Origin of the sequence: Novosphingobium mangrovisedimenti (genome assembly GCF_025153475.1) — a bacterium.
Classification (GTDB): domain Bacteria; phylum Pseudomonadota; class Alphaproteobacteria; order Sphingomonadales; family Sphingomonadaceae; genus Novosphingobium; species Novosphingobium mangrovi_A.
In genome coordinates, this window is record NZ_JANZXA010000004.1 from 184,060 (window position 1) to 208,719 (window position 24,660).

Consider the following 24,660-nt stretch of genomic DNA (forward strand, 5'->3'; position numbering starts at 1 on the left):
CACGTGAGGGTCGGCAATAAACCCCGGATTAACGCTTTACGCAGTATCCTGGGGATATGGCGTATGAAGCAGGTGCACTCGAAGAAACCATTGCGGCGGCGGCAGGCGGCGACAGCAACCTGTTCGCGGAACTGCGGGCGTCCTACATCGAAAGCGTGGGTAAGCAGGTCGACCTGCTCGAACGCTCGCGGTGCGACGGCAATTGGCATCTTGCCGCGATGCGCCTGAAAGGGCTCGCGGCCAGCTTCCATTCGGCGCCGCTGCTGGTGCTTGCGGAGCAGGCGCTGGACACCGCACCGGGCGACCCGGCGGTCGTGCGCCAGTTGAAAGCCTATGTCGCGGAGTTTTCCGCCGTCTGAATTGTTCCTCCCGCTTGGCACTTTGGGCCGGGCAGCCTACATCAGGCGCTGCGGGGCTGGAGGAATGACTTGCGCATAGCACTGTTGGCCATGTCGGAACCTGCTGGTGCGGGGCATCCGTCTCCGCGCGCGTTCCTGAAAGTGGCCGGCGCGAGCCTGGCGCAACACCAGCTTGGACTGGTGCTGGCGCTCGATTGCCAGCGCGTTATCTGCATGGCGCGTGGCACCGCTCCCGAAATCATCGCGCTCCAGCATGCGGCCGAAGATGCCGGGCTGCAGTTCGCGATCGTGACCAGCCCCCGCCAGCTTGCCGGCCTCGTCACCGCGACCGACGAGGTCATCGTCGTGAGCGAGGGGCTGTTCGTCGAGGCCGCGAATGCGGTTCCACTGCTGGAAGGCCGCAGGCCGGTGGTTCTGGTGCAGCCGGTCGAGGGCGCACTGGCGGCGGGGTACGAACGGATCGACATCAATCGTGCGAGCGCCGGCATCATGCGTATTCCGGGCCAGCTCGTGGAGCGGCTGCACGAGTTGCCGGGGGACTGCGATATCGCGTCGGCACTGACGCGCATCGCCCTGCAGTCGGGCGCCGAGATGCGCGAGGTTCCGGCAACGGCGCGCACCGGCGCGGACTGGAGCATGGTTCGGACCGAAAGCGAGGCCTTCGCGCTGGAAAACGACTGGCTGCGTGCGCGCTTTGCCGATGGGCCCACGTCGCCGGGGCGGGCGGCGGCGCGGTTCAGCGTCGTGCATTTCGGATCGTCGCTGCTTCACGCCGGCAATGCCAGCAATGCGCTTTCGGCCGGGGTCCTGGGTATGCTTGTGATCGCCGCCGGTCTGGGCTGGTTCGGCGTTGCATGGGGCGGCTTCCTTTTCGTGGCCCTGGCCTGGGTCTTGGCAGAGGCGAGCCGGCGCCTGCGGTCGGCAGAGCGCCACGCGCTGGGGCAATTGCCGCCGGCGATTCCCCGTGCGGACGTTCTGGTGTGGCTGATCGATACCGCGCTGGGCATACTGATACTGGCCAATACGCCGAGATTTCCGGGGCAGCTTATGCTCTCGTGGCTGTCCGTGCCGGCGATCCTGCTGATGCTGCTGGCGCTGGTGCCGCGTGTTGTCAGGGGGCTGGCCGCCAGCTGGCTCGGCGATCGCATGGTGTTGGCTTTCGTTCTTGCAGTCGCGGCCGCTGCAGGGCAGCTTCTGCCGGCCGTGCAAGTCGTTTCGATGGCCCTGATCGTGTCCGGGTTGCTGTTCCATGTGCGGCTGCGCAACTAGATAATGGCCTAACCCGGATTTAACCAAACGCGGAATATACGAGGCGGATGATCGACAGAACTGTCCATCCGGCAAGCGGAGATAACGTCGAAGCGGTGCTGCGCGAGGAACTCGCGCGGGGTGACGCCATGGCGGAAACCGTGCTGCCGATCCTGCGTCATCTGATCGCGGCCGAGGACAGCTCGGTTTTCAGCGAAGAGATCCTTGCGCGGGTGCGCGGCATGCTTGCCGATCTGGCCGGGGGCATGCTCGATGCCATGGCGAACGCGGCCGGGCCGGATGAAGCTTTCGCGCGCGATGACGGCATCGCGGAGCAGCTGACACGGGCCTTCATGGACAATCCGGCGCTGATTTCCCACCTGCACGCGCTGGCGCTCGAGTGGCAGCTGACCGAACGGATGCAGGCGCGCCTGGCGCTCGATCCGGTGGTCTCGCCGATGCTGCAGGAGCTTATCTCCTCACCGGATGAGGGCACGCAAGGGCTGGCGATGACGTTTCTCGCCGCACAGGCCCGCTGGTGCCAGACCCAGCGCCGGATGACGCTGCCCTTCCGGGACCTGCCCGGAGACTTGCTTCACGGCGTTCTGGCAAGCCTGCGTTCGCTGGGCGAGCAAAGGCCGGATCTGGCGGAACGCACCGGGCGCGCCGAAACCGCGATCCGCGAAGCCTACGACGAGGGGGCGAGCCGGCTCGGGCTGGCCTGGCGGCTCGTCATGACTCTGGGCGACGGCAACCGGTCCGCGCTTTCGCTTACCCATGGCGGTGTCGCGCTGTTCCTGACGGCGCTGGCGCTGGGGTCGGGGCAGGCGCGCGACGTGGTGGTGCTCTCCACCCATGAAGCGCAGCTTGCCCGTCTGGCACTGGCGCTGCGTACCGCCGGACTCGAGCCCTCGGGCATCGAGGAGCAGTTTCTCGCGCTTCATCCCGATGTTACGCTGCCCGAAGGTTTCGACCGCTTGGGAACGGACAGCGCCGCCTCGATCCTGGCATCGGGCCACCAGCAGGCAGGGCACTACGGCGGGTGATGAGCGAGGACGCAAGCATACTGGCCCGCGGGGTAAGCGACGCCGAGGACCGCCTGCTTACGGCGGCCGAGCCGCTTGCCGGGCTGCAACTGCGTTGCGGTGGCGAACTGCCCGGCACGATTGCGGTCCCCGAACTGCTTGAACTCGTCCGCAAGACGCGCCGCTACGGCTTCCGTCTGGCGCGCGCCATCTGCGCCCAGGACGGTGGAGAAAAGGTTACGGCCTGGGTCGAAGTCGAACCGTGCGTTGGCGGCGAGGGGTGCGAAATCCGGGTGCGCAGCTGGCACTCGGCGCCGATTCCTTCGGAAGACGCCGGGGCTGTCGAATACAGGCGAACATTGACCGAGCGCCATCTTGCCGAACTCTCGGTCCAGCTCGATGCCGGGCAGCGCGTGCTGGCGGTGGTTTGCGAAACGCCCGAACTTGCCGAAGTCGCTGCGGCCATGGAGGCGGGGCTGGGCCGGCTCTGGACCGAGTTCCTGCCGCTTGAGGACGTCACGCACCATCAGCCGTTGCACTGGCGCCTGCTCGACGGCGCGCGCGTGCGCGTTGCCGGGTCCGAGCGCAACTGGCGCGTCGCACTGATCCCGCACATGCAGCCCGGGCTCGATCCCGCGGGCTTCGAACTGCTGCTGCTGTCTGACGAACCGGCGCCGCAGCCGCTGCCCGAGCCCGCCGTGCCTGTCGCGCAGACGCGGCGCAGCCTTGTCGGACAGGATCTTGCGCCCGTGCTCAAGCAGCCGATTTCGCGTATCATCGCCAATGCCGAGACGATCCGTACGCGCCTTGCCGGGCCGCTGCCCGATGCCTATTCCGACTATGCCGGAGAGATCGCCAGCGCCGGCAAGCTGCTGCTGGAACTGCTGGAAGACATGGCTGACCTCGAAGTGGTCGAATCCGAAGGCTTCAGCACCGCGCCCGATCGCATAGACCTGTGCGAAGTCGCCCGTCAGGCGGCCGGCATCCTCGGCGTGCGGGCGCGCGAGAAGGGCATCGTCATCGAGCCGCCGCAGCAAGGCGAAAGTCTTCCCGCCATTGCCGAGTTCCGCCGCGTGCTGCAGGTCCTGCTCAACCTGATCGGCAATGCCGTTCGCTATTCACCGGAAAACTCGCGCATCTGGATCAGGCTGGAGGACGTGGGCGATCGTGCCCGGGTGATCGTCGCCGATCAGGGACCGGGGGTCTCGGAGGAACAGCAGGCCCGCATGTTCGAGAAATTCGAGCGTCTGGGGCGCAGCGGTGATGGAGGCACGGGCCTCGGCCTCTATATCTCGCGCAGCCTTGCCCATGCGATGGGCGGTGACCTGACCGTCGACAGCGCGCCGGGGCAGGGTGCACGCTTCACCCTTGAAGTACCGGCCGATCCCGACGTCTGACGTGTCAGCGCCGGCCGTTCCCGCGCCGGGCAAGCCAGATCACGATGCAGCCCACGGCGGCCAGTACGGCGCCGCGCACGGCCCAGGCGCGTTCCGCCAGCATGAAGCTTTCCGCCGGCCACATCACCACGCCGGTTCCCTGCCCGACCCAGAGCAGGCCCATGGCGACGGCGAGTACGCCGAAAATGAAGGCAATGATCCTCAGAAACACCATGGTTGTCGCGCCCCCCAGTTATCCAAAGGCAGGATGATAGTCCGATGCGGCGAGATTGTGGCCATGAATATATGCGGATCGTGGCATCGTTCCGCTTCAGGAAAGGTTCGTGCCGTTACGATCCGGTGCTATGGAGCCCCGGTTGAATAGCGGATGACCCGGCGTTGACGATGGATGATTTGCGAAACCTCCCTTCCACCGAACCGGATGAGGAGGAGTTTGCCCAATCGGATGACGCGTTCGCGCCGGACGAGGGGATCGCGCCGAAGAAACGGCATTCGCGCGCGTGGTATCTTTCTCGGCTCCTCGCGGTGTTGCTGCTGGGTTTCCTTGTGCTCCTGGGATGGCTGGCGGTCACGGCTCCCCTGTCCAAGTCGCTGCAACCGCTTTCGCCGCCGCAGATCACGCTGCTGGCCGCCGACGGCACGCCGATTGCCCGCAACGGCGCTCTGGTCGAGGCGCCGGTCGAGGTCGCCAGGCTGCCCGCGCACGTCAGCCAGGCCTTCCTCGCCATCGAGGACCGGCGGTTCCACGATCACTGGGGCATCGACCCGCGAGGCATGGCACGGGCCTTGTGGACCAACATGACCACCGGCCGCACCGAAGGCGGCAGCACAATCACCCAGCAGCTTGCCAAGTTCACGTTCCTGTCCGCCGACCGAACCCTGGGGCGCAAGGCCCGCGAGGCCCTGATCGCGTTCTGGCTGGAAGCATGGCTGAGCAAGGACGAGATCCTGCAGCGGTACCTCTCGAACGCCTACTTCGGCGACAACACGTATGGCTTGCGGGCGGCCTCGCTCCACTATTTCCATCGCCAGCCCGAGAAGCTGACGCTGGGCCAGAGCGCGATGCTGGCGGGGCTGATGAAGGCCCCCTCCAGCCTTGCGCCGAGCCGCCATTATGACCGGGCCGAAAAGCGCATGCGGGTCGTCCTGCATGCGATGGTCGAGGCCGGTTACCTGAAGCCGGATGAGGTCGCCGCCGTGCGGGCGCCGCGGCTCGACGTGCGCACCAAGACCGACCTGCCGACCGGCACCTATTTCGCGGACTGGGCCCTGCCGCAGGCCCGCGGTCTCAACACGGAAAGCTATTCCCGGCAGACCTACACGACCACGCTCGATGCGCGGCTTCAGGCCGCTGCCCGCAGGGCGATTGCCGGCGCGCCGCTGGGCTCTGCGCAAGTGGCGTTGGTGGCGATGCATCCCAACGGCGAGGTCGTGGCCATGGTGGGCGGCAGGGACTACGCCAAGACGCCCTTCAACCGGGCGACCCAGGCCCATCGCCAGCCCGGATCGACGTTCAAGCTGTTCGTTTATCTGGCCGCGCTCAAGAATGGCTGGAAGCCGACTGACTCGATCGAGAACACGCCGATCGAAACGGGCGGTTACCGGCCGGAAAACGCGGGCAACCGGTATTCTGCCACGATCACGCTCGAAGATGGCTTCGCCCACTCCAGCAATGTCGCGGCGGTGCGCTTGCTCGGCAAGGTGGGAGACAAGGCCGTGATCGGCATGGCCCGTTCGCTGGGCCTGACATCGCCCTTGCCGGAAGGCGATCCCAGCATCGCGCTGGGAACGGCGACTACGACACTGCTCGAACTGACTTCCGCCTATGCCGGTGTGGCCGGCAACCGCTTTCCCGTAGAGCCGACGGCCTTTCCCGCGGGGAAGGAAGGCTGGTTCGACGGTATTCTGGGGCGCAAGCGCAGCCTGTCGGAGAAGAACCACGCCGCCATCGAGAAGATGCTGCGCGCGGCGATCAATCGCGGGACGGGCAGGACGGCCATGCTGCGTGCTCCCAACTTCGGCAAGACCGGCACGAGCCAGGAGAACCGCGATGCGCTCTTCGTCGGTTATGCCCGAGACCTTGTCGTCGGCGTATGGGTCGGCAACGATGACAATTCGCCGCTGAACGGGGTGTCGGGCGGGAGCATCCCAGCCCGCATCTGGCGCGACTTCATGCGCGAAGCCCTGGGTGAACATTCCGCGCCGGCCGCGCATCCCGATCCCGGCGGCCCGGTCCAGCCTCTCGACCTGCCCGACCTTGGCACCATTCCGCTCGGAGAGGTCGGCAACCTGCGTTTCGAGAATGGTCAGGCGATCATCAGCGGGCAGATCAACGGCAATCCCATCGACCTGCGCATAGATAACGATGGCCTGCAGGTCGACGGCAGCAGGATCGTCGATGAAATCTCGCAGGGCGTCCGGCAAGGTCTGGATGAGAAGAAGGTCGGGCAAGGGCAGCAGGCACCGCCGGGGCAGTAATCCTAGATCACGCCCGCTCGTGCGGGCAACCTGCAGGCCCGCGAAAACCGCAGCGATCGACCAGAAATGAAAAAGCCCCCGCTTTCGCGAGGGCCTTTCCATTCATGCGATGACTCGCGTTTGTGTTCAGCGCTTGCCGACCGGCACGTAGTCGCGCTGTGTCGGACCGGTGTAGAGCTGGCGCGGGCGGCCGATCTTCTGGCCGGGATCCGAGATCATTTCGTTCCACTGCGCGACCCAGCCGACGGTGCGGGCGAGGGCGAAGAGCACGGTGAACATCGTGGTCGGGAAGCCAATCGCATTGAGGATGATGCCCGAATAGAAGTCGACGTTCGGGAACAGCTTCTTCTCGATGAAGTAGGGATCATTGAGCGCGATTTCCTCGAGACGCAGCGCGGTCTCGAACAGCGGGTCGTCGACCTTGAGCGCTTCGAACACTTCGCGAACGGTGGTCTGCATGACCGTCGCGCGCGGGTCGTAGTTCTTGTAGACGCGGTGGCCGAAGCCCATCAGGCGGAACGGATCGTTCTTGTCCTTGGCGCGCTCGATGTAGTGCGGGATCTTGTCGGGCGTGCCGATTTCCTTGAGCATGTTGAGCGCGGCTTCGTTCGCGCCGCCATGCGCCGGGCCCCACAGGCAGGCAATGCCGGCCGCGATGCACGCGAAGGGATTGGCGCCCGAGGAACCGGCGAGACGCACGGTCGAGGTCGAGGCATTCTGCTCGTGGTCGGCGTGGAGGATGAAGATGCGGTCCATCGCCCTTTCGACGGCGGGAATCACTTCATATTCCTCGGCTGGAACGCCGAAGGTCATGCGCAGGAAGTTGCCCGTGTAGGACAGGCTGTTGTCCGGGTAGAGGAAGGGCTGACCGACCGCGTACTTGTAGGCCATGGCCGCAATCGTCGGCATCTTGGCGATCAGGCGGTGGCTGGCGATCTTGCGCTGCATCGGATCGGAGATGTCGGTGGAATCGTGGTAGAACGCCGAAAGCGCGCCGACTACGCCGCACATGATCGCCATCGGGTGCGCGTCGCGGCGGAAACCCTGATAGAACGTGCGCAGCTGCTCGTGCAGCATGGTGTGGCGGCTGATGGTGAACTCGAAGGTTTCCAGCTCATCCTTGCTCGGCAGTTCACCATTCAGAAGCAGGTAGCTGACTTCCATGAACGAGGAGTTCTCTGCCAGCTGACCGATCGGGTAGCCGCGGTGGAGCAGCACGCCCTCGTCGCCGTCGATGTAGGTCAACGCACTTTCGCAGCTCGCGGTCGACGTGAAGCCCGGGTCGAACGTGAACATGCCCGTTTGCCCGTAGAGCTTGCGGATGTCGACGACATCCGGACCGACGCTGCCCTTCAGGACAGGGTAGTCGTATTCTGCGCCACCAGCGCTCAGTTTGACCTGATCACCCACAAGTTATTCTCCTTATACCTGCGACCCGGCGGGAACGTCTGCCTGCGCTGCGATGCGCGCAAGGCTCTCTTCCCTACCGAGCAGTACCAATACGTCGAAAATTCCCGGCGAAGTCGTCTGACCCGTCAGGGCTGCCCGCAAGGGTTGTGCGAGCTTGCCGAGACCCAGTTCGAGTTCCTCGGCCATTGCCTTCAGGTTGGCTTCCAGGCCTTCCAGATTCCATTCGGATTCCCCGGACAGGCGCTCGTGAATCGCGGCAAGGCGCCCCCGCGCCTCGTCGGTCAGGAGCCCTTGCGCCTTCTCGGTCATCGCGAGGGGGCGCTTGGCGAACAGGAAGGCGGCACCTTCTGCAAGATCGTTGAGGTCCTTGGCCCGGACCTTGAGCACGGGCATGGCGCGTGTCAGCAGGTCGGGATCAGCATCGCCTTCAAGGCGGTGCATGACCAGACCCGCGAGGCGCGCATCGTCGGCCTCGCGCAGGTAATGTCCGTTGAGATTCTGAAGCTTGGCAAGATCGAAGCGCGACGGCGATTTGCCGACGTCCGCGATGTCGAACCACGTTACCGCCTGGTCGCGGTCGATGATTTCTTCGTCGCCATGGCCCCAGCCCAGGCGCAGCAGGTAATTGAACAGCGCTTCGGGGAGGATGCCGAGCTCGTCGCGATAAGTGTCGACGCCCAGTGCGCCGTGGCGTTTGGACATCTTGGCACCGTCGGCGCCATGGATCAGCGGAACATGGGCATATTCCGGAATGTCCCAGTCCATCCCGCGCAGTATCACGAGCTGGCGGAAGGCGTTGTTGAGGTGATCGTCGCCGCGGATCACGTGGGTCACGCCCATGTCGTTATCGTCGACGACGACGGCGAGCATGTAGGTCGGCGTGCCGTCGCTGCGCAGGATCACGAAATCGTCGATCTCGCTGTTCTGGACCGTCACGGTGCCCTGAACGAGGTCCTCGATGACGGACTCGCCCTCGCGCGGGGCCTTCATGCGTACCACGTAGGGCTTGTCTTCGGGCCAGGTCGAGGGATCGGCATCGCGCCATTCGCTCTCGATACGGAACGGGCGGCGCTCTTCCTGAGCCTTCTGGCGGCGTTCGGCGAGTTCCTCTGTCGTCAGGTAGCAGCGATAGGCGTGCCCGTGCCGGAGAAGTTCGGCTGCGACTTCGGCATGACGCTGCGAGCGCGCGAACTGGAATACCGGCGGCTCGTCGCCTTCGAGACCCAGCCAGGACAGACCGTCGAAGATCGCATCGATCGCTTCCACCGTGGAGCGGACCCGGTCGGTGTCCTCCACACGCAGGAGGTACTTGCCGCCGTGGTGACGGGCGTAGAGCCAGTTGAACAGCGCGGTGCGCGCGCCGCCGATGTGCAGGAAACCGGTCGGCGAGGGGGCAAAGCGCGTTACGACGGGCTTTTTGCCGGTCGATCCGCCCGATGCACTACCGCTTGCCATTGTCCGTACCTTCCTGTCCTATACCGGCCATGGCGAGCCAGGCCGCACCGTCTGAAATTCAGCCTTCGGACGGTTTCCGAAGCGCTGCACTGCAACATCGGCCATGGAACAGCAATCGCCTCTTGTCGAGGGGGTTGGGCCGAATTGAGCGATTTCTTTCGCGTGCCCAGTTCAATCGCGCGCCATGGCTGGCGGTGGCGTTCGGCGGGGGCATTTGCGCATGGTTCGCGCTGCCGTCCGCGCCCTGGTGGCTGGCGTGGTGTGGCCTGTGCCTCGGCGTGGCTGGCGCCGCGATGGCATTGCGTCCCTTAAGTGGGCACTATCCCTATGTTTTTCGTGCGTTCTGGAGTGTTGCTCTGCTGTTGATGGCGGGTTGCCTGACGGTCTGGGCGCGGTCCGCGACCGTGGGGGAGGTGCCCCTTGCGCGGCCTATCGCCGGAACGTTCACGGGCCGCGTGCTGGAACGCGAGGAACAGCCGGCGCACGGGCGCGACCGGCTGTTCCTCGCGATGCGCGAGCCGGGCAGCGACCGGCCGATCAGGATTCGCGTGAATCTGCCCCATGACGTGGACTCGCTCCGGCCCGGCATCGGGGCTGTTATTCGCTTCAAGGCGCGGTTGATGCCGCCGGCGCCGCCGATGCTGCCCGGTGCCTACAATTTCGCGCGTGCGGCCTGGTTTTCGGGCATCGTAGCGACCGGGACGGTGCTGAAGCCTATCGAGATCGTCGAACCGGGACCGGGCGAAGGGGGAATAGCGGTCCTCAGGGCCCGCCTCGCGCGCCATGTGCTGGGGCGAATCGCGCCCGGCGAAGCGGGAATTGCCGCAGCGCTCGCCACGGGCGATCGCGGGGGCATCGCCGAAGAGGATGCGCAGGCCATGCGCGACGCGGGCCTTGCACACTTGCTCTCGATCAGCGGCCTGCATGTGAGCGCCGTGATCGGGGCCGTCTATCTGCTCGCCCTGCGCCTGCTGGCACTGTCTCCCTGGCTGGCCTTGCGCCTGCGCTTGCCGGTCGTCGCGGCAGGGACGGGCGCGCTGGCCGGAATCGGCTATACGTTGCTGACCGGCGCCGAGGTTCCGACCGTGCGTTCCTGCATCGCCGCCCTGCTGGTGCTGGCGGCGCTGGCGCTGGGGCGCGAGGCCTTGTCGTTGCGGATGCTGGCGGTGGCCGCGTTCTGCGTGCTTCTGCTCTGGCCCGAGGCGGTGACGGGACCGAGCTTCCAGATGAGCTTCGCGGCGGTTCTGGCGATCGTCGCGTTGGGGACTTCCGACCCCTTCCGTCGCTTCCTCGGGCCGCGGGAGGAAGGCTTCGCCATGCGCGTGCTGCGGCATCTGGCCATGCTCCTGCTGACGGGGCTGGTGATCGAACTCGCGCTGATGCCGATCGGGCTTTACCACTTCCACCGCGCCGGGGTTTACGGAGCGCTGGCCAATGTGGCGGCGATCCCGTTGACGACTTTCGTGGTCATGCCGCTGATCGCTATTGCGCTCGCGCTGGACCTGCTCGGGGCCGGTGCTCCGGCATGGTGGCTGGCGGGGCATGCGATCGACCTGCTCATGGGGCTGGCTCACTGGATCGCCACGCGGCCCGGGGCCGTTTCGCTGATGCCGGCCATGGGGAACGGGGCCTTCCTGCTTTTCGTGGCCGGTGGACTGTGGCTGGGGTTGTGGAACGGGCCGGTGCGGCTGCTCGGGCTTTTTCCCGCGGCCGTCGGAACGCTCATGCTGGCATTGATGACGCCGCCCGATATGCTGGTGACCGGCGACGGCCGACATGTCGGACTGGTGGGTGACGGCGGCGAGCGCCTGTTCGTTCTGCGGGACAGCCGCAGCGGCTATGTGCGCGACAACTTCAGCGAACTCGCCGGTTTGACGGGGGAAGTCGTGCCCCTGAGGCAATGGCCCGGAGCCCAGTGCAACCGCGACTTCTGCACGGTGCCGGTACGCCGCGATGGGCGCATCTGGAACGTGCTGATCGCTCGGGGACGCGACAGAGTGCCGGAACGGGCTCTGGCGGCAGCGTGCGACAAGGCCGACATCGTGATCGCGGACCGCTGGCTACCGTACAGTTGCCGTCCGAAATGGCTCAAGGCGGACCGGGCCATGCTGAGCCGCACGGGCGGCATGGCCATCGATCTGGCGCAAGGCAGGATTACCACCGTCGCTCAGGGCCAAGGTGCCCATGGCTGGTGGCGACCCGGCACTTAGCGCGGATACGACGCCCCCTGTTCCTCAGTGGTAGCGGCGCAGCAGTCCTGCCAGCTTGCCCTGAACCTCGACTTCGGCGGGCGTATAGATCTGCGGTTCGTAGGCGGCATTGGCCGGGTCGAGCCGGACCATGCCGTTCTCGCGGCGCAGGTACTTGAGCGTCGCTTCCTCGCCATGGACCAGCGCAACCACGATTTCGCCGTCGCGGGCGGTGTTGGTGCGTTTCACCAGGGCGAAGTCGCCGTCGAGAATGCCGGCATCGATCATCGAATCGCCGGATACTTCCAGCGCATAGTGTTCGCCCGAGCCGAGCAGGGCGGCCGGCACCGGCAGCGTCGACTGCCCTTCCAGCGCCTCGATGGGCACGCCGGCGGCAATGCGGCCATGCAGGGGGATTTCGATGACGTCGTTCGCGGGCTCGGGAATGGAGCGCGGCGGCGCGGCCTCGTTGCTGTTGGCGGGGGCAGGCCGGGCCGCGGGCTTGCTGGTCGCGTCCTCGGGCTGGCGCAACACTTCGAGCGCGCGGGCGCGGTTGGGCAGGCGGCGGATGAACCCGCGTTCCTCCAGCGCGGAAATCAGGCGATGGACGCCAGACTTCGACTTGAGGTCCAGCGCTTCCTTCATTTCCTCGAAACTGGGAGAGATGCCGCTTTCTTCAAGCCGGGCCTGAATGAACCGGAGCAATTCGTGCTGCTTGCGCGTCAACATGGTCGCTGCCTCTTCCTTGACGTTCCGCGGGAATGTTCCGCTGGCGAACATTGGGAGAACAATTAAGCAACGAAATTCTCAACGTCAAGCAATACCGCCATTTTCGATCAGGAATACGCGCGCTTCCTCGCCGGGCTCGCCCTGCGGCGCATGGGCCTGTCGGTCGATCAGCACGTTGCTCGCTGCCAGAGCCGACAGGGCGCCGCTGTCCTGGATCGAATGAGGCACGACGCATTGCCCATCCCAGGACCCGCGGACGAATTCACGCCGGCCGCCGTTGGCGCGCATCGGGGCGCCGAGCCTGGTGACGATCGACATCGGCAGGGCATGGCGCGCGCCCAGCAACCTGCGCAGTACCGGCAGGAGGAAATGATAGGCGGTGACGAAGCTCGACACCGGGTTGCCGGGCAGGCCGATCACGATCTGCGTTCCCTCGGGCCGTTCGCGCCGGGCGACCAGGATGGGCTTGCCGGGCTTGATCGCCACGCGCCAGAAATCGAGCGTCGCGCCCCAGGCTTCGAGCGCGGGGCGGACGAGGTCATGCTCGCCCACCGAGGCGCCGCCGCTGGTGACGATGACATCGGCCCGGTGGGCGGCATCGAAGGCCGAGATCAGAGCATCGAGCGTGTCGGGAATAGGCCCTGACCGTTCAGCGGTGACAGGCAGCGTGCGGGCCATGGACAACAGCATCGTGCCATTGCTGGCCGGGATCTGGTGCGGCTCGCAGGTCTCGGGATCGGTGGCGAGTTCGTCGCCGCTGTCGATCACCGTGATGCGTGGCTTGCGGCAGACCGGCATGTGCTTGTGCCCGGCGGCAAGTGCCAGCGCGGCCTGCGCGGGGCCGATCAGCGTGCCCGCCGCGAGCAGTTCGCGCCCTGCCACGAAGTCGAGGCCGCTGCGGCGAATATGCTTGTGCTTCGGCTCCGGTGGCTCGCCCGTAAGCGTTATCCGGCCGTCGTCGCGGGCCAGGTCTTCCTGAAGGATGACGGCTTCCGCGCCGACGGGAAGGACCGCGCCGGTGGAAATCCGGATGGCCTGCCCGCTGGCGACCTCGCCCGGGTAGGGGTGGCCGGCAGCGCTCTCGCCAACGACCGACCACGGGCCGGCCATGTCGTCCCCGGTCACGGCATAGCCATCCATGGCGGAGAGGTCCGCCGCAGGCTGCGTGCGCCGCGCGACGAGACCTTCGGCAAGATAGCGCCCGATCGAGCCTTCTATGTCGACATGCTGCATCGGCAGCGGTTCGACGAGCGCGAGCAGACGTTCCTGCGCCTCTTCCAGCGGCATCGGCGGGACATTGGCCATCAGGCGAGGTCCGCCTTCCAGTGGCCGGACTTGCCGCCGCGCTTCTCGATCAGGCGGACGTCGCCGATGACCATGCCCTTATCGAGCGCCTTGGCCATGTCGTATATCGTCAGCAGGGCGATGGAGGTTGCCGTGATCGCTTCCATTTCCACGCCGGTCTTGCCGGTGAGGGAGGCCGTGGCGGTCGCGCGCACGGCGTTTTCCTCGAAGGTGAAGTCCACGTTCACCGCATCGATTATCAGCGGATGGCACATGGGGATGAGGTCGCCGGTCTTCTTCGCCGCCATGATGCCGGCCACGCGCGCGGTGCCGAGCACGTCTCCCTTCGGGGCATTGCCGGCGCGGATCGCGGCAAGCGCCTCTGCGGACATGACGATGCGGCCGGAAGCGATGGCGAGGCGCTGCGTTTCCGCCTTCGCGCCCACGTCGACCATGCGGGCCGAGCCTTCCGAGTCGATATGCGTCAGCGATTTGGCCATGTCAGCCCTCCAGCAGCGTGCGCGTCGCGGCCTCGACATCGGCCTGCCGCATCAGGCTTTCGCCGACGAGGAACGTGCGCGCGCCGCACCGGGCAAGGCGTTCGAGGTCGGCGTGGGTATTGATGCCGCTTTCGCTGACCAGCAGCGTGCCTTCGGGGGCCAGCGGCGCCAGGCGTTCGGTTGCGCCGACATCGGTGACGAAGCGCTTGAGGTCGCGGTTGTTCACGCCGATCAGGCGAGACCTGAGGCGCGCGGCGCGCTCCATTTCCGCTTCGTTGTGGACTTCGACGAGGCAGTCCATGCCGCGTTCGAGCGCGGCAGCTTCGATTTCCGCCATCAGCGTATCGTCCAGCGCGGCCACGATGATCAGGATCGCATCCGCTCCGATCGCACGGGCTTCCGCGACCTGCCAGGGATCGATCATGAAGTCCTTGCGAATGACCGGCAGCGAGACGGCGGCGCGGGCATCCATCAGGTAGTCCTCGTGCCCCTGGAAATAGGGCGCGTCGGTCAGCACCGAGAGGCAGGCGGCGCCACCGCGTTCATAGGCCACGGCATGCTCCGCGGGACGGAAGTCTGGGCGGATCAGGCCCTTGGACGGACTGGCCTTCTTGATCTCGGCGATCAGGGCGAAGCCGTCGGCGGCTTTCCGGCGCAGGGCGGCCTCGAAGCCGCGGGGAGCGCTCTGGTGCGCGGCGTGGGCATCGAGGTCCCCGATCGTGGCGACGCCCTTGCGTTCTGCCACTTCCTCGCGCTTGGTATCGCAGATTTCGGTGAGTTTGTCGGACATAGCTGCGCCTTATGCGGGACCGGTCGCCAAGTCGAGAGCCATGGCCTCAGGCCCTGGTCGCGTCGATCCAGCAGTTGAGGAGGGCATTGGCCAGGCCCTTGTCGATGGCCTCGGCGGCTTCTTCCACGCCCTGGTGCCAGTTTGCGGCCTCGCCCGCGACGATCAGCGCGCCGGCGGCGTTGAACAGCACGGCCTCGCGATAGGGGCCGGGTTCGCCCTGGAGAAGCGCCCGCAGCGCGGCCGCGTTGTAAGCGGCATCGCCGCCACGGATTGCTTCCACGGGAGACACGGGCAGCCCGGCATCCTGCGGTGTCACCCGGCGCATGGATACCTCGGTTCCCTTCACCTCGGCCAGTTCGTTACCGCCTGCCAGGCTGAGTTCGTCGAGCCCTTCGTCGCCCGAGACGACCATCGAATGATCGGTGCCGAGGCGGGCAAGGGCTTCGGCGTAGATCGGGACGTAGGCGGGGCGGGCAATGCCCACGAGCTGGCGGCGCACGCCTGCCGGATTGGCGAGTGGCCCCATCAGATTGAAGATTGTGCGCCGGCCGATCGCCTTGCGGATCGGCATGATGCGGCCCATCGCTGGATGGTGCTTGGCTGCGAAGAGGAAGCAGATGCCGATGTCGTTCAGCGTCGTTTCGGCGGTTTCGGCGGCACGGTCCAGATTGAGGCCCAGCGCTTCGAGCGTATCGGCAGCGCCGGCCTTGGAGCTGGCGGCACGGTTGCCATGCTTGGCCACGGGCACGTCGCACGCGGCCACGACCAGCGAGACGGCAGTCGAGACATTGAGCGTGTGGTGCCCGTCTCCGCCGGTGCCGCACACGTCGATCGCATTGTCCGGTGCCGAGACGGGGATCATCCGTGCGCGCATGGCTCGCGCCGCGCCGGCGATCTCGCTGGCGGTCTCGCCCCGGTCGGACAGCGCTATGAGGAACGCGGAGATCTTGCTGTCGGGCACTTGCCCGTCGAGGATCGCGCCGAACGCGGTTTCGGCTTCGACTTCCTCAAGCGGGTAGAGCGGATCGGGCAGGGTCATGCGGGCTTCCTCACGCGGAAAGCCGTTCGGGCAGCTTCGCGTCGATGCCGCACAGCTTCAGGAAGTTGGCCAGCATGGCATGGCCGTGCTCGGTGGCGATGCTTTCCGGGTGGAACTGCACGCCGTGGATCGGCAGGCTCTCGTGGCGGAAGCCCATCACGTGGCCGTCGTCCGAGCGGGCGTTGACCTTGAGCACGTCGGGAATGTCCTCGACAATCAGCGAGTGGTAGCGCGTGGCCATGAAGGGCGAGGGCAGGCCTGCGAAGACCCCGGTGTTGTCATGCGTGACCGGCGAGGTCTTGCCGTGCATCAACCCGCCGCGCACGACCTTGCCGCCGAAGTACTGGCCGATCGACTGGTGGCCCAGGCACACGCCGAGCAGGGGCTTGCCGGCATCGGCCGCTGCTCCCACGAGGTCGAGGCTGATGCCCGCTTCGTTGGGCGTGCAGGGGCCGGGCGAAATCAGGAAGCCCTGTGCGCCGCTGGAAATCGCCTGTCCGGCCGAGAGCGCATCGTTGCGCACCACTTCGACCTCGGCACCCAGTTCCATCACGTAATGGACCAGGTTCCAGGTGAAGCTGTCGTAGTTGTCGATGACGAGGATCATGGGTTCGCCTTTGTTTCCCCGCCCATCGCTGTTTTCTCGACGACGATCAAGGGGCCGAGCGGGGGCCCTCCGTCGACGCGGCCGTGTTCCGGGTCCCACAGCGAGGAGACGCTGCCGTCGAGGTACAGGGCGTTGGGGCAGCGAAGATCATCGCGGAAGTAGCGCGCGAGCTTGCCGAAGGAGATCGGCTCGTCGGAAATGACGAAGTGCGCGCGCCCCCTGGCGTCGACGCCCACACCGTTGCGCTGCTTGAGCGATGTGCCATCGCGATCGATTCGGGGATGGAGCTTGCCGTCGATGACCAGCATCGGGCCGGATTGCGTGCCGAAGTCGGGGCGGTTGGTGACTTTCGCGGCGAAATCGCTGCTGCTGCGCACGGCCCAGTGGCCATCCGTATCGCCGTAGAACACGCCGTTGGGCAGCAGGTGGAAATTGCCCGGGCCCTCGTTGCGGTTGAGCTTGTGCAGCCGCTCGCCGTCCTCGACGTAGTAGCCTATCGGTTGTCCGTCCGCATCGAACATGCCCCCGTTCATGGCGAAAGCGACCGGAGGGCTCTTGTCGGGCCGGTTCACGGCAAGCTGCGACAGGCTGCGATAGGGCTCCCCGGCCTTGGAGCCGAGGACCATGTGGATCGTGTGGTGCCCCGGTGTCGCGGTGCAATGGGTGAGGGCGGCGCCTTCGAAGGTAGCGCTTTCACAAGGCGGCGGAGGCGCGGCTTCGGCCTGCTTTTCGGTTTCGCCGGAAGAACAGGCGGCGAGTAACAGGAGGCTGAGCGCGGCGCCCTTGCGGATCACTGCCCGAAGCCCGGCTCTCCGGCCACGCGCACCGCTTCCCGCGCCGCCGCGAACAGGGCGCCGCTCTTGGCCTGGCATTCGCGTTGTTCGTAGTCCGGATCGCTGTCGGCAACGATGCCCGCGCCCGCCTGCACATGGAGCACGCCGTCCTTGAGCACGCCGGTACGCAGGACGATGCACGAATCCACCGACCCGTCCGGGGCGAAGTAGCCGACGCCGCCGGCATAGGCGCCGCGCGTTTCGGGTTCGAGCTCCGCGATGATCTCGCAGGCACGAACTTTCGGCGCACCCGATACGGTGCCGGCGGGAAAGCCCGCGAAAACCGCGTCGATGGCATCGTGCCTGGCCGTGTCGAGCTGGCCGACGACGTTCGAGACGATGTGCATCACGTGGCTGTAGCGCTCGATGGTGTAGCTGTCGGTCACTTCGACAGTGCCCGCGGCCGCCACGCGGCCGACGTCGTTGCGGCCGAGGTCGAGCAACATGAGGTGCTCGGCGCGTTCCTTGGGATCGGCGAGCAGGCTTTCCTCGTTCGCCTTGTCCTCGGCCGGGGTCTTGCCGCGGGGGCGGGTTCCGGCGATCGGGCGGATGGTGACTTCGCCATCGCGCACGCGCACGAGGATTTCCGGGCTCGACCCCACCAGCGCGAAACCGGGCATGTCGAGGAAATAGAGGAAAGGCGAGGGGTTCACGCGGCGCAGGGCGCGGTAGAGCGCCAGCGGCGGCAGCGTGAATTCGCAGGTGAAGCGCTGGGCCAGCACAACCTGGAAGATGTCGCCTGCCTCGATGTAGTCCTTCGCCTTGAGGACCATGGCCTTGTAGTCCTCGGCGGCCATGACCGGAGTGGCCTGCGGTTCGGGCAGATCGGTGAGTACCGGAGCGACCGGCACCGGCGCGGCAAGGCGGCGCAGCGCTTCGTCGATGCGTTCCGATGCGGTTTCGATCGCGTGCTGCGTCGCACCTGCTTCGGGCCAGAGCGGTGCGACGCAGAACAGTTCGTCGCCGAGCCGGTCGAACACGAGGATCAGCGAAGGGCGCACGAACAGCATGTCGGGCACGTCGAGCGCACTTTGCGCCGCGCGCGGGAGCTTTTCGACAAGGCCGATCGTCTCGTAGCCGAAATAGCCAACGAGGCAGGCCAGCGCCTTGGGCAACTCGGCGGGCACGTCGATGCGGCAGGTCTGGACGAGGTTGCGCAGTTCCGAGAGGCTTTCTCCGGGCAGGGCGGTGAAAGCCTCGCGATCGACCTGCCATTTGCGGTTGATCTCGCATGCCGGGCCGCTCGCGCGGAACACCAGGTCGGGGTCGAGGCCGATCAGGCTGTAGCGCCCGCGCGTCTCGCCGCCCTCCACCGATTCGAGCAGGAAATCGCCGCGTCCCTCCTCGAACAGCTTGAGCGCGGCGGCGACCGGTGTTTCGGTATCGGCCACGAGCTTGCGCCACAGCAGCGCGGGCTTGCCTTGGGAGAGGAGTTCAAGCGCCGCCGATTGGTCCGATTCTCTTTGCATGCCGCTGCTGCCTGAAAATCAGTTCGCGCTGCCGGTGCCGGCAAGCTGGTTGCGCACGGCGGAGATTTCCGCCTGATGCTCGGTGACCCCGACATCCTTGCGGATCGCCTTGGCGAGGGCGCTGCCGTAGGACATGCCCAGCTGCTTGCCGAGTTCCTGGCGGGCGCTGGTGATCAGCGCGTCGGATTCAACTTCGCCCGGTTCGATCTTTTCGAGCTGGACGACGAACCAGGCGCGACCCTGCGGGGCGGACTGCACTTTGACCGTGTCCTGCGCCATGTGGAACATCAGCGAAACCGGCGGCGGAACCGCCTTGCCCGAGCGCAGCGCGGCCGCAAGCGTCGGGCGCGACATCGAGACCTGCTCGATCGGAGGCAGGCGCTTGCCGACGCCGGACAGCGCCTTGGCCATCGATTCGCCCTTGTCCATCTTCTTTTGCATCGCGATCGCGGCAGCCTTGGCCGCCTTCGAGCCTTCGTCGAGCTTCCAGGCTTCCTTAACGTCGGCCTCGATTTCCTTCAGAGGGGCCGGCGCGGAAGCGGTGATGTCGGTGACGTCGTAGAGCACGAAGGTCTTGCCGCGCTCCACTTCGGCGACCTGCGGTTCTTCCTGCTCCATCTGGAACGCGGTATCGAGGACCGGTTTGATCACGTCCGGGGCACTCTCGCCCTGTTTCATGTAAACCTGGCCGTCTGCGGTGAGCGGCGCGGTCTTCTTGACCTCGGCGCCGATGCTCTTGGCGACTTCGGTCAGGCTGGAGCCTTCCGCGAACTGATCTTCGATGTTGGCGAGCGTGTCGGTGAAGGCCTTGCGACGCTTTTCCTTGGCGATCTGGGCCGAAATCTCATCCTTCACCTCGGTGAGCGGACGTGCCGGCTTCTTCTGTTCCTCGTCGACGCGGATGACATGCCAGCCCAGCGCGCTCTTTTCCGGCGCTGCCAGCTTGCCCATCGGAGCGGCGAAGACAGCGTCGGCGACGGCGGGCGAGAACTGGCCCGAGAGGTCTTCCTTGCTGAAGTATTCAAGGTTTGCCGCAGTCAGACCCTTTTCCCTGGCGGCGGCTTCAAGCGATTTGCCACCATCGACTTCAGAGACAACCGCCTTGGCGGCAGCTTCGGTGGGCACGATCAGCTGGGTGATCTTGCGCCGGTCCTGGGCGGCATAGACCGCCTTGTTCTCCTCGTAACGCGCGGCGATCTCGGCGTCGGTCGGCGCGGGCGGGGCCTTGATCGTATCCTCGCCGAGCGCGGCATAGCGGATCACGCGGCGTTCCGGACGGATGAACTCGTCGGTATTGTCCTTGTAGAAGGCGGCGAGCTGCTTTTCGGTCGGGTCCTTGTCCGGCGCGAATAGCATCGACGGCAGGATGGCGACCTCACCCGAACGGGTCTCGTTGAGCAGCGAAGCGTAACGCTTGGCCGCATATTCGGGCATCGTGGTGCCGATCTGGGCCGGAGCCGACAGCTGCTGCGCGGTAAGATTGTGCGCGATGTCGTCGCGCAGCGACTTCTCGGAAATGCCCTGCTGCGCCAGTGCCTGGCGGTAGGCCTTCTGGTCGAACTTGCCGTCCACGCCCTGGAAAGCCTGGATCTGGGTGATCTCGCTGTCGATCAGACGGTCGCTGACGGCGATCTTGTTGTCCTTGCCGAACACGTAGAACGCAGTGCGGTCGATCAGGTCGCTCAGTACCTGTTCGACGCCGCCTTGCGCGACCAGCAACTTCATCGTGGCGGTCGGCTGCTGTTGCTTGACGCGATCGAGCGCGCGCGTCGCGCCGAGCGAAAGTTCCGCCGCGTCGACATTGTCGTTGCCGACGGTGGCGACGGAACTGGTAGGGCTGGTGCCGTCCGACCCGCGCATTCCCGCGATGTCGCCGCTCGCGAAAGCGATGGCGATGACGAGCAGGACGGCGAGAGCGATGAAGCCGCCAATCTTGGATGTGAAGAAGGATCTGAAAATAGAGATCATGGACCGTGCCGATCAGCGATTGCCTGGGCGAAACCTGCCGGCTTCGCAGTAAACGGGCGCAGGCTTTAGGGGGCCTTGCGGCATCCTGCAATGCCGACTCGCATGGATGGGGACAAATCCTGGCAAAGCGGATGTCCCGATACGCCGGATCGAGGCGGCTGCGACTTCCCTTCGTATATCCGGTCACGTATCCGTCAGAGCGTTACCGTTGTCCATCGGATGCTGGCGCCGCGGCGATATTGCCGAAATCGATTACCATAGGGATTAATGGCTGATGAATTTTGACAGGCGGGCGGGGCTGGCCTAGCAGCGCCCGCGACAGCGACGAGGCCGATTCCCGAGACGACGAGAATCGGCGGTGTCCGCCCGAATTTGATAAAGGTATGAAATGGCTGGTTTGCCTTACATCGTCGGAAACTGGAAAATGAACGGCACGCGCGCAATGCTCAACGAGGTGCGCGCGATCGACCGGGCAGCAGCACGCTTTCCCAAGGTGCAGGTTGCGGTCGCGCCGCCTGCCACGCTGATCTACCGCACGCGCGATGCCGCGGATATCATCGGCGTGGGCGGACAGGATTGTCACGCTAGGGAAAGCGGCGCTTTCACGGGTGACATCGCGGCTCCGATGCTGAAGGACGCGGGTGCGGACTTCACCATCGTCGGCCATTCCGAGCGTCGTACGCTTCACGGCGAAAGCGATGCGGACGTGCAGGCCAAGGCAGAGGCTGCGTTCGGGGCCGGGCTGGCGGTGATCGTGTGTGTCGGCGAGACCGAGGCGGAGCGCGATGCCGGACGGGCCGAAGCAGTCGTGGCTGCGCAGCTCGAAGGGTCGTGCCCGAAAGTGGAAGGCGCGCCGGAGAAGCTTTCGGTCGCCTACGAGCCGGTCTGGGCGATCGGGACGGGCCGCGTGCCGTCGGTCGAGGACGTCGCGGCAATGCACAAGTCCATTCGCGAGAAGCTCGTTGCCATCTACGGCGAGGGCGGCGCGGACGTGCGCATCCTCTACGGCGGTTCGGTGAAGGCGGACAATGCAGCCGAACTGCTGTCCGTTCCGGAGGTCGGCGGCGCGCTGGTCGGCGGCGCCAGCCTCAATGCCGAGAGCTTTCTTGCCATTGTCGGCGCTGCGGCATCGCTGAGCGCCGACTGATCGGATCTGCTCCGGGAGAAGGGCCGGTCGGCCCTCCCGGTTACTACCCGGGTTGCGCGGCGGCGGTCTTATGCCTATCTGCGCGCCTAACGACGTGGGCATTGTGCCTGCCAGAAGGCTGAGACGAAAATGTTCCTTTTTCTGACCGTGGTTCAGGCGTTGATTGCAGCAGCGCTGGTCGGCGTGATCCTGATGCAGCAGTCGGAAGGCGGCGGTCTCGGAGTCGGCGGCAGCCCGTCGGGACTCATGTCGGCACGCGGTGCGGCCAACTTCCTGACTCGCGCCACGGCGATCCTCGCGGTCCTCTTCGTCGCTCTCAGCATTGTCCTGGCCGCGCTGGCGGTGGACCAGACCACCGGGCGGGACATCGATACGTCCCTGCAGCGCAATACGGCGCCGGCCGATCCGCTTGCGGGTTCGGCCGACAAGGGCGCCGCAGCGGCCGATAATGCGGCTCCCGCTGCACCGGCACCGGCCGACGACCCGCTTTCGGGAGCTGCCAAGCAGTAACCCGCTTCGCGTTTTTATCGTAATCGGATTGCCGTCTGGCGGTGCCAGACGGTGAATCCTTGTGTTTGACCTGTGGATTCAGGCTCTGGGCGCTTGCCCAAGGGCCCCCATGCAATTTAAGGCCCGACTCCCATGGCGCGGCATATATTCATCACCGGCGGCGTGGTCTCCTCGCTGGGCAAGGGTCTCATGGCGGCAAGCCTTGCAGCACTGCTGCAGGCACGCGGCTACAAGGTGCGGATTCGCAAGTTCGATCCCTACCTGAACGTCGATCCGGGCACGATGAGTCCCTATCAGCATGGCGAAGTCTTCGTGACCGACGACGGCGCCGAAACGGACCTCGATCTGGGACACTACGAGCGCTTTACCGGCGTGTCTGCGCGCCAGGCAGATAATATCACCTCGGGCCGCATCTACCGCGACATCATCGCCAAGGAACGGCGCGGCGACTATCTCGGCGCTACCGTGCAGGTGATCCCGCACGTGACCGACGCGATCAAGGACTTCGCGCTGGCCGAGACCGAAGACCTCGATTTCGTCCTGTGCGAAATCGGCGGCACGGTCGGCGACATCGAGGGCCTGCCTTTCGTCGAGGCGATGCGCCAGCTGCGCAACGAGCTTGGCCGCGAGCAGACCTGCTTCGTGCACGTCACGCTCGTGCCCTACATCGCGGCTGCCGGCGAACTGAAGACAAAGCCCACCCAGCACTCGGTGCGCGAACTGACCGGACTGGGCATTCAGCCCGACATCCTGCTGTGCCGCTGCGAACGGCCGCTGCCCGAGGGCGAACGTGCCAAGATCGCGCTGTTCTGCAACGTGCGCCGCGAAGCCGTGATCCCGGCGCTCGATGCGCCCAACATCTACGCGGTTCCGCTGCAGTACCACCACGAAGGACTCGACGCCGAGGTCCTGCACCACTTCGGGATGACCTCGCGCGATCCGGAACTGGCCCGCTGGAACGACATTACCGACCGCTACGAACACCCCGAGGGCGAGGTCACGATCGGCGTCGTGGGCAAGTACGTCGGCCTGCAGGACGCCTACAAGTCGCTCAACGAGGCGCTTGTCCACGGCGGCATGGCCAATCGCGTGAAGGTCAACATCCGCTGGATCGACGCGGAGATTTTCGAGCAGGGCGATTCCGAGATCGCCGCCGCGCTCGAGCCGATGCACGGGATCCTGGTTCCCGGCGGCTTCGGCGAACGCGGCACCGAGGGCAAGATCGCCGCGGTGCGTTTCGCCCGCGAGCGCGGGGTGCCGTTCTTCGGCATTTGCCTCGGCATGCAGATGGCGTGCATCGAGGGTGCGCGCGCGGCCGGAATAGCGGATGCCGGCTCGACCGAATTCGGTCCGACCAAAGAACCGGTCGTGGGCATAATTACCGAGTGGATGAGCAAGGACGGGCTGCAGAAGCGCGCCGAAGGCGGAGACCTTGGCGGCACCATGCGTCTGGGCGCCTACCCCGCGACGCTTTCGGCCAACAGCCATGTCGCCGCGATCTACGGGACCGAGAACATCAGCGAGCGCCACCGCCACCGCTACGAAGTCAACGCGGCCTATCGCGACGCGCTTGAAGGTAATGGCCTGATCTTCTCGGGCATGTCGCCCGACGGCCTGCTGCCCGAGATCGTCGAGCGGCCGGAGCATCCCTGGTTCGTGGGCGTGCAGTTCCATCCGGAGCTGAAGTCCCGCCCGTTCGATCCGCACCCGCTCTTCGCCGGCTTCGTCGCTGCCGCGCTGCGGCAGGCGCGCCTGGTCTGACCCTTTCCATTCGCACATGAAAAAGGACCGGCCTTTTGGACCGGTCCCCTTCGCGTGCCCGTACCGCGCGCCCGAAGACGCGCGGGAATCGGATCAGATCAGTTTCCAGGTGAGCGGAAGGACCACCGAGCTGGTTCCGGCCGGCGGTGCGGGCAGGGTGCCCACGCGCGACATCACGGAAACGGCTTCCTGGTCGAGGGCGCGCGATCCCGAAGAGTCCACCAGTTCGGCGCGTTCGACCTTGCCCGCTGCCGAGATGTAGATCTTGACCTTGGCAGTGCCTTCCTCGCCGCGCATCTGCGCCGTACGGGGATAGGTCTGCTTGGAGGCGACCTTGTTCTTCACGTTGTCGAGCCAGGCATCGGCGAAGCTCGGGCTGGCCGTCAGGGCCAGAGCCGAAAGCGCGGCTGCGATCTTCAGAATCATCTTCATTTTTCGGTCTCCATTTCCGGTTGGACGGCG

22 protein-coding genes are annotated in these 24,660 nt (G+C 66.0%); 9 read left to right on the forward strand and 13 right to left on the reverse strand.

Going from position 1 to position 24,660, the window contains the following annotated elements; translation table 11 throughout:
- Positions 1-56 precede the first annotated feature (56 nt).
- The 4 genes from NZK81_RS08105 (at position 57) to NZK81_RS08120 (ending at position 4,029) form a co-directional block, all read left to right on the forward strand.
- Positions 57-359 (forward strand): Hpt domain-containing protein, encoded by a 303-nt coding sequence (locus NZK81_RS08105; RefSeq protein WP_260045608.1) that lies wholly within the window; start codon positions 57-59, stop codon positions 357-359.
- 90 nt (positions 360-449) lie between these two features.
- A complete protein-coding gene (locus NZK81_RS08110) occupies positions 450-1,628 on the forward strand; it encodes a hypothetical protein (RefSeq protein ID WP_260045609.1) in 1,179 nt (392 codons plus the stop codon).
- Between the two features lie 47 nt (positions 1,629-1,675).
- Complete coding sequence (locus NZK81_RS08115) at positions 1,676-2,653, forward strand: hypothetical protein (protein ID WP_260045610.1); 978 nt, start codon at positions 1,676-1,678, stop codon at positions 2,651-2,653.
- Complete coding sequence (locus NZK81_RS08120) at positions 2,653-4,029, forward strand: sensor histidine kinase (protein ID WP_260045611.1); 1,377 nt, start codon at positions 2,653-2,655, stop codon at positions 4,027-4,029. Before NZK81_RS08115 ends, NZK81_RS08120 begins: the two co-directional genes overlap by 1 nt.
- A gap of 4 nt (positions 4,030-4,033) precedes the next feature.
- On the opposite strand, the gene NZK81_RS08125 is transcribed toward NZK81_RS08120, so the two are convergent.
- Positions 4,034-4,243: a hypothetical protein gene (locus NZK81_RS08125; RefSeq protein ID WP_260045612.1), complete on the reverse strand. Its 210-nt coding sequence runs from the start codon at positions 4,241-4,243 to the stop codon at positions 4,034-4,036.
- A 170-nt stretch (positions 4,244-4,413) separates the two neighbouring features.
- Between NZK81_RS08125 and NZK81_RS08130 the strand changes: the two genes are divergently transcribed.
- Positions 4,414-6,507, forward strand: a complete 2,094-nt coding sequence (locus NZK81_RS08130) for a transglycosylase domain-containing protein (RefSeq protein WP_260045613.1) — start codon at positions 4,414-4,416, stop codon at positions 6,505-6,507.
- A gap of 126 nt (positions 6,508-6,633) precedes the next feature.
- Here the strand turns inward: NZK81_RS08130 and NZK81_RS08135 are convergent, their stop codons facing one another.
- A complete protein-coding gene (locus tag NZK81_RS08135) occupies positions 6,634-7,917 on the reverse strand; it encodes a citrate synthase (RefSeq protein ID WP_260045614.1) in 1,284 nt (427 codons plus the stop codon).
- Positions 7,918-7,929: 12 nt separating this feature from the next.
- Positions 7,930-9,372 carry a glutamate--tRNA ligase gene (gene gltX, locus NZK81_RS08140; RefSeq protein ID WP_260045615.1) on the reverse strand — a complete coding sequence of 481 codons (1,443 nt, stop codon included), beginning with the start codon at positions 9,370-9,372 and terminating at the stop codon, positions 7,930-7,932.
- Positions 9,373-9,401: 29 nt separating this feature from the next.
- On the opposite strand from gltX, the gene NZK81_RS08145 reads away from it, so the two are divergent.
- Positions 9,402-11,582: a ComEC/Rec2 family competence protein gene (locus NZK81_RS08145; protein ID WP_419181663.1), complete on the forward strand. Its 2,181-nt coding sequence runs from the start codon at positions 9,402-9,404 to the stop codon at positions 11,580-11,582.
- Between the two features lie 24 nt (positions 11,583-11,606).
- On the opposite strand, the gene lexA is transcribed toward NZK81_RS08145, so the two are convergent.
- From lexA to NZK81_RS08190, 9 genes are all read right to left on the reverse strand, one after another.
- Positions 11,607-12,290, reverse strand: coding sequence for a transcriptional repressor LexA (gene lexA, locus NZK81_RS08150; protein WP_260045617.1), 684 nt, complete (start codon positions 12,288-12,290; stop codon positions 11,607-11,609).
- Positions 12,291-12,374: 84 nt separating this feature from the next.
- Positions 12,375-13,595: a molybdopterin molybdotransferase MoeA gene (locus NZK81_RS08155; protein WP_260045618.1), complete on the reverse strand. Its 1,221-nt coding sequence runs from the start codon at positions 13,593-13,595 to the stop codon at positions 12,375-12,377.
- Complete coding sequence (gene moaC, locus NZK81_RS08160) at positions 13,595-14,074, reverse strand: cyclic pyranopterin monophosphate synthase MoaC (protein ID WP_260045619.1); 480 nt, start codon at positions 14,072-14,074, stop codon at positions 13,595-13,597. Before moaC ends, NZK81_RS08155 begins: the two co-directional genes overlap by 1 nt.
- A 1-nt stretch (position 14,075) precedes the next feature.
- Positions 14,076-14,864: an indole-3-glycerol phosphate synthase TrpC gene (gene trpC, locus NZK81_RS08165; RefSeq protein ID WP_260045620.1), complete on the reverse strand. Its 789-nt coding sequence runs from the start codon at positions 14,862-14,864 to the stop codon at positions 14,076-14,078.
- A 46-nt stretch (positions 14,865-14,910) separates the two neighbouring features.
- Positions 14,911-15,903 (reverse strand): anthranilate phosphoribosyltransferase, encoded by a 993-nt coding sequence (trpD, locus tag NZK81_RS08170; RefSeq protein ID WP_260045621.1) that lies wholly within the window; start codon positions 15,901-15,903, stop codon positions 14,911-14,913.
- A gap of 10 nt (positions 15,904-15,913) precedes the next feature.
- Complete coding sequence (locus NZK81_RS08175; protein WP_260045622.1) at positions 15,914-16,510, reverse strand: anthranilate synthase component II; 597 nt, start codon at positions 16,508-16,510, stop codon at positions 15,914-15,916.
- Positions 16,507-17,304, reverse strand: a complete 798-nt coding sequence (locus NZK81_RS08180) for a phosphodiester glycosidase family protein (protein WP_260045623.1) — start codon at positions 17,302-17,304, stop codon at positions 16,507-16,509. Before NZK81_RS08180 ends, NZK81_RS08175 begins: the two co-directional genes overlap by 4 nt.
- The gene (gene trpE, locus NZK81_RS08185; RefSeq protein ID WP_260045624.1) at positions 17,301-18,812 is read right to left on the reverse strand and encodes an anthranilate synthase component I; all 1,512 of its coding nucleotides are present in this window, start codon (positions 18,810-18,812) and stop codon (positions 17,301-17,303) included. Before trpE ends, NZK81_RS08180 begins: the two co-directional genes overlap by 4 nt.
- 18 nt (positions 18,813-18,830) lie before the next feature.
- Positions 18,831-20,780 carry a peptidylprolyl isomerase gene (locus NZK81_RS08190; RefSeq protein WP_260045625.1) on the reverse strand — a complete coding sequence of 650 codons (1,950 nt, stop codon included), beginning with the start codon at positions 20,778-20,780 and terminating at the stop codon, positions 18,831-18,833.
- A 388-nt stretch (positions 20,781-21,168) separates the two neighbouring features.
- On the opposite strand from NZK81_RS08190, the gene tpiA reads away from it, so the two are divergent.
- The 3 genes from tpiA (at position 21,169) to NZK81_RS08205 (ending at position 24,198) form a co-directional block, all read left to right on the forward strand.
- The gene (gene tpiA / locus NZK81_RS08195) at positions 21,169-21,927 is read left to right on the forward strand and encodes a triose-phosphate isomerase (RefSeq protein ID WP_260045626.1); all 759 of its coding nucleotides are present in this window, start codon (positions 21,169-21,171) and stop codon (positions 21,925-21,927) included.
- A gap of 129 nt (positions 21,928-22,056) precedes the next feature.
- Positions 22,057-22,437 (forward strand): preprotein translocase subunit SecG, encoded by a 381-nt coding sequence (gene secG / locus NZK81_RS08200; RefSeq protein WP_260045627.1) that lies wholly within the window; start codon positions 22,057-22,059, stop codon positions 22,435-22,437.
- Between the two features lie 132 nt (positions 22,438-22,569).
- Entirely contained in the window at positions 22,570-24,198 is a 1,629-nt protein-coding gene (locus tag NZK81_RS08205; RefSeq protein WP_260045628.1) for a CTP synthase, read from the forward strand.
- Between the two features lie 93 nt (positions 24,199-24,291).
- Here NZK81_RS08205 and NZK81_RS08210 read toward each other — a convergent pair whose 3' ends face one another.
- A complete protein-coding gene (locus tag NZK81_RS08210) occupies positions 24,292-24,630 on the reverse strand; it encodes an energy transducer TonB family protein (protein WP_260045629.1) in 339 nt (112 codons plus the stop codon).
- Between the last annotated feature and the right edge of the window lie 30 nt (positions 24,631-24,660).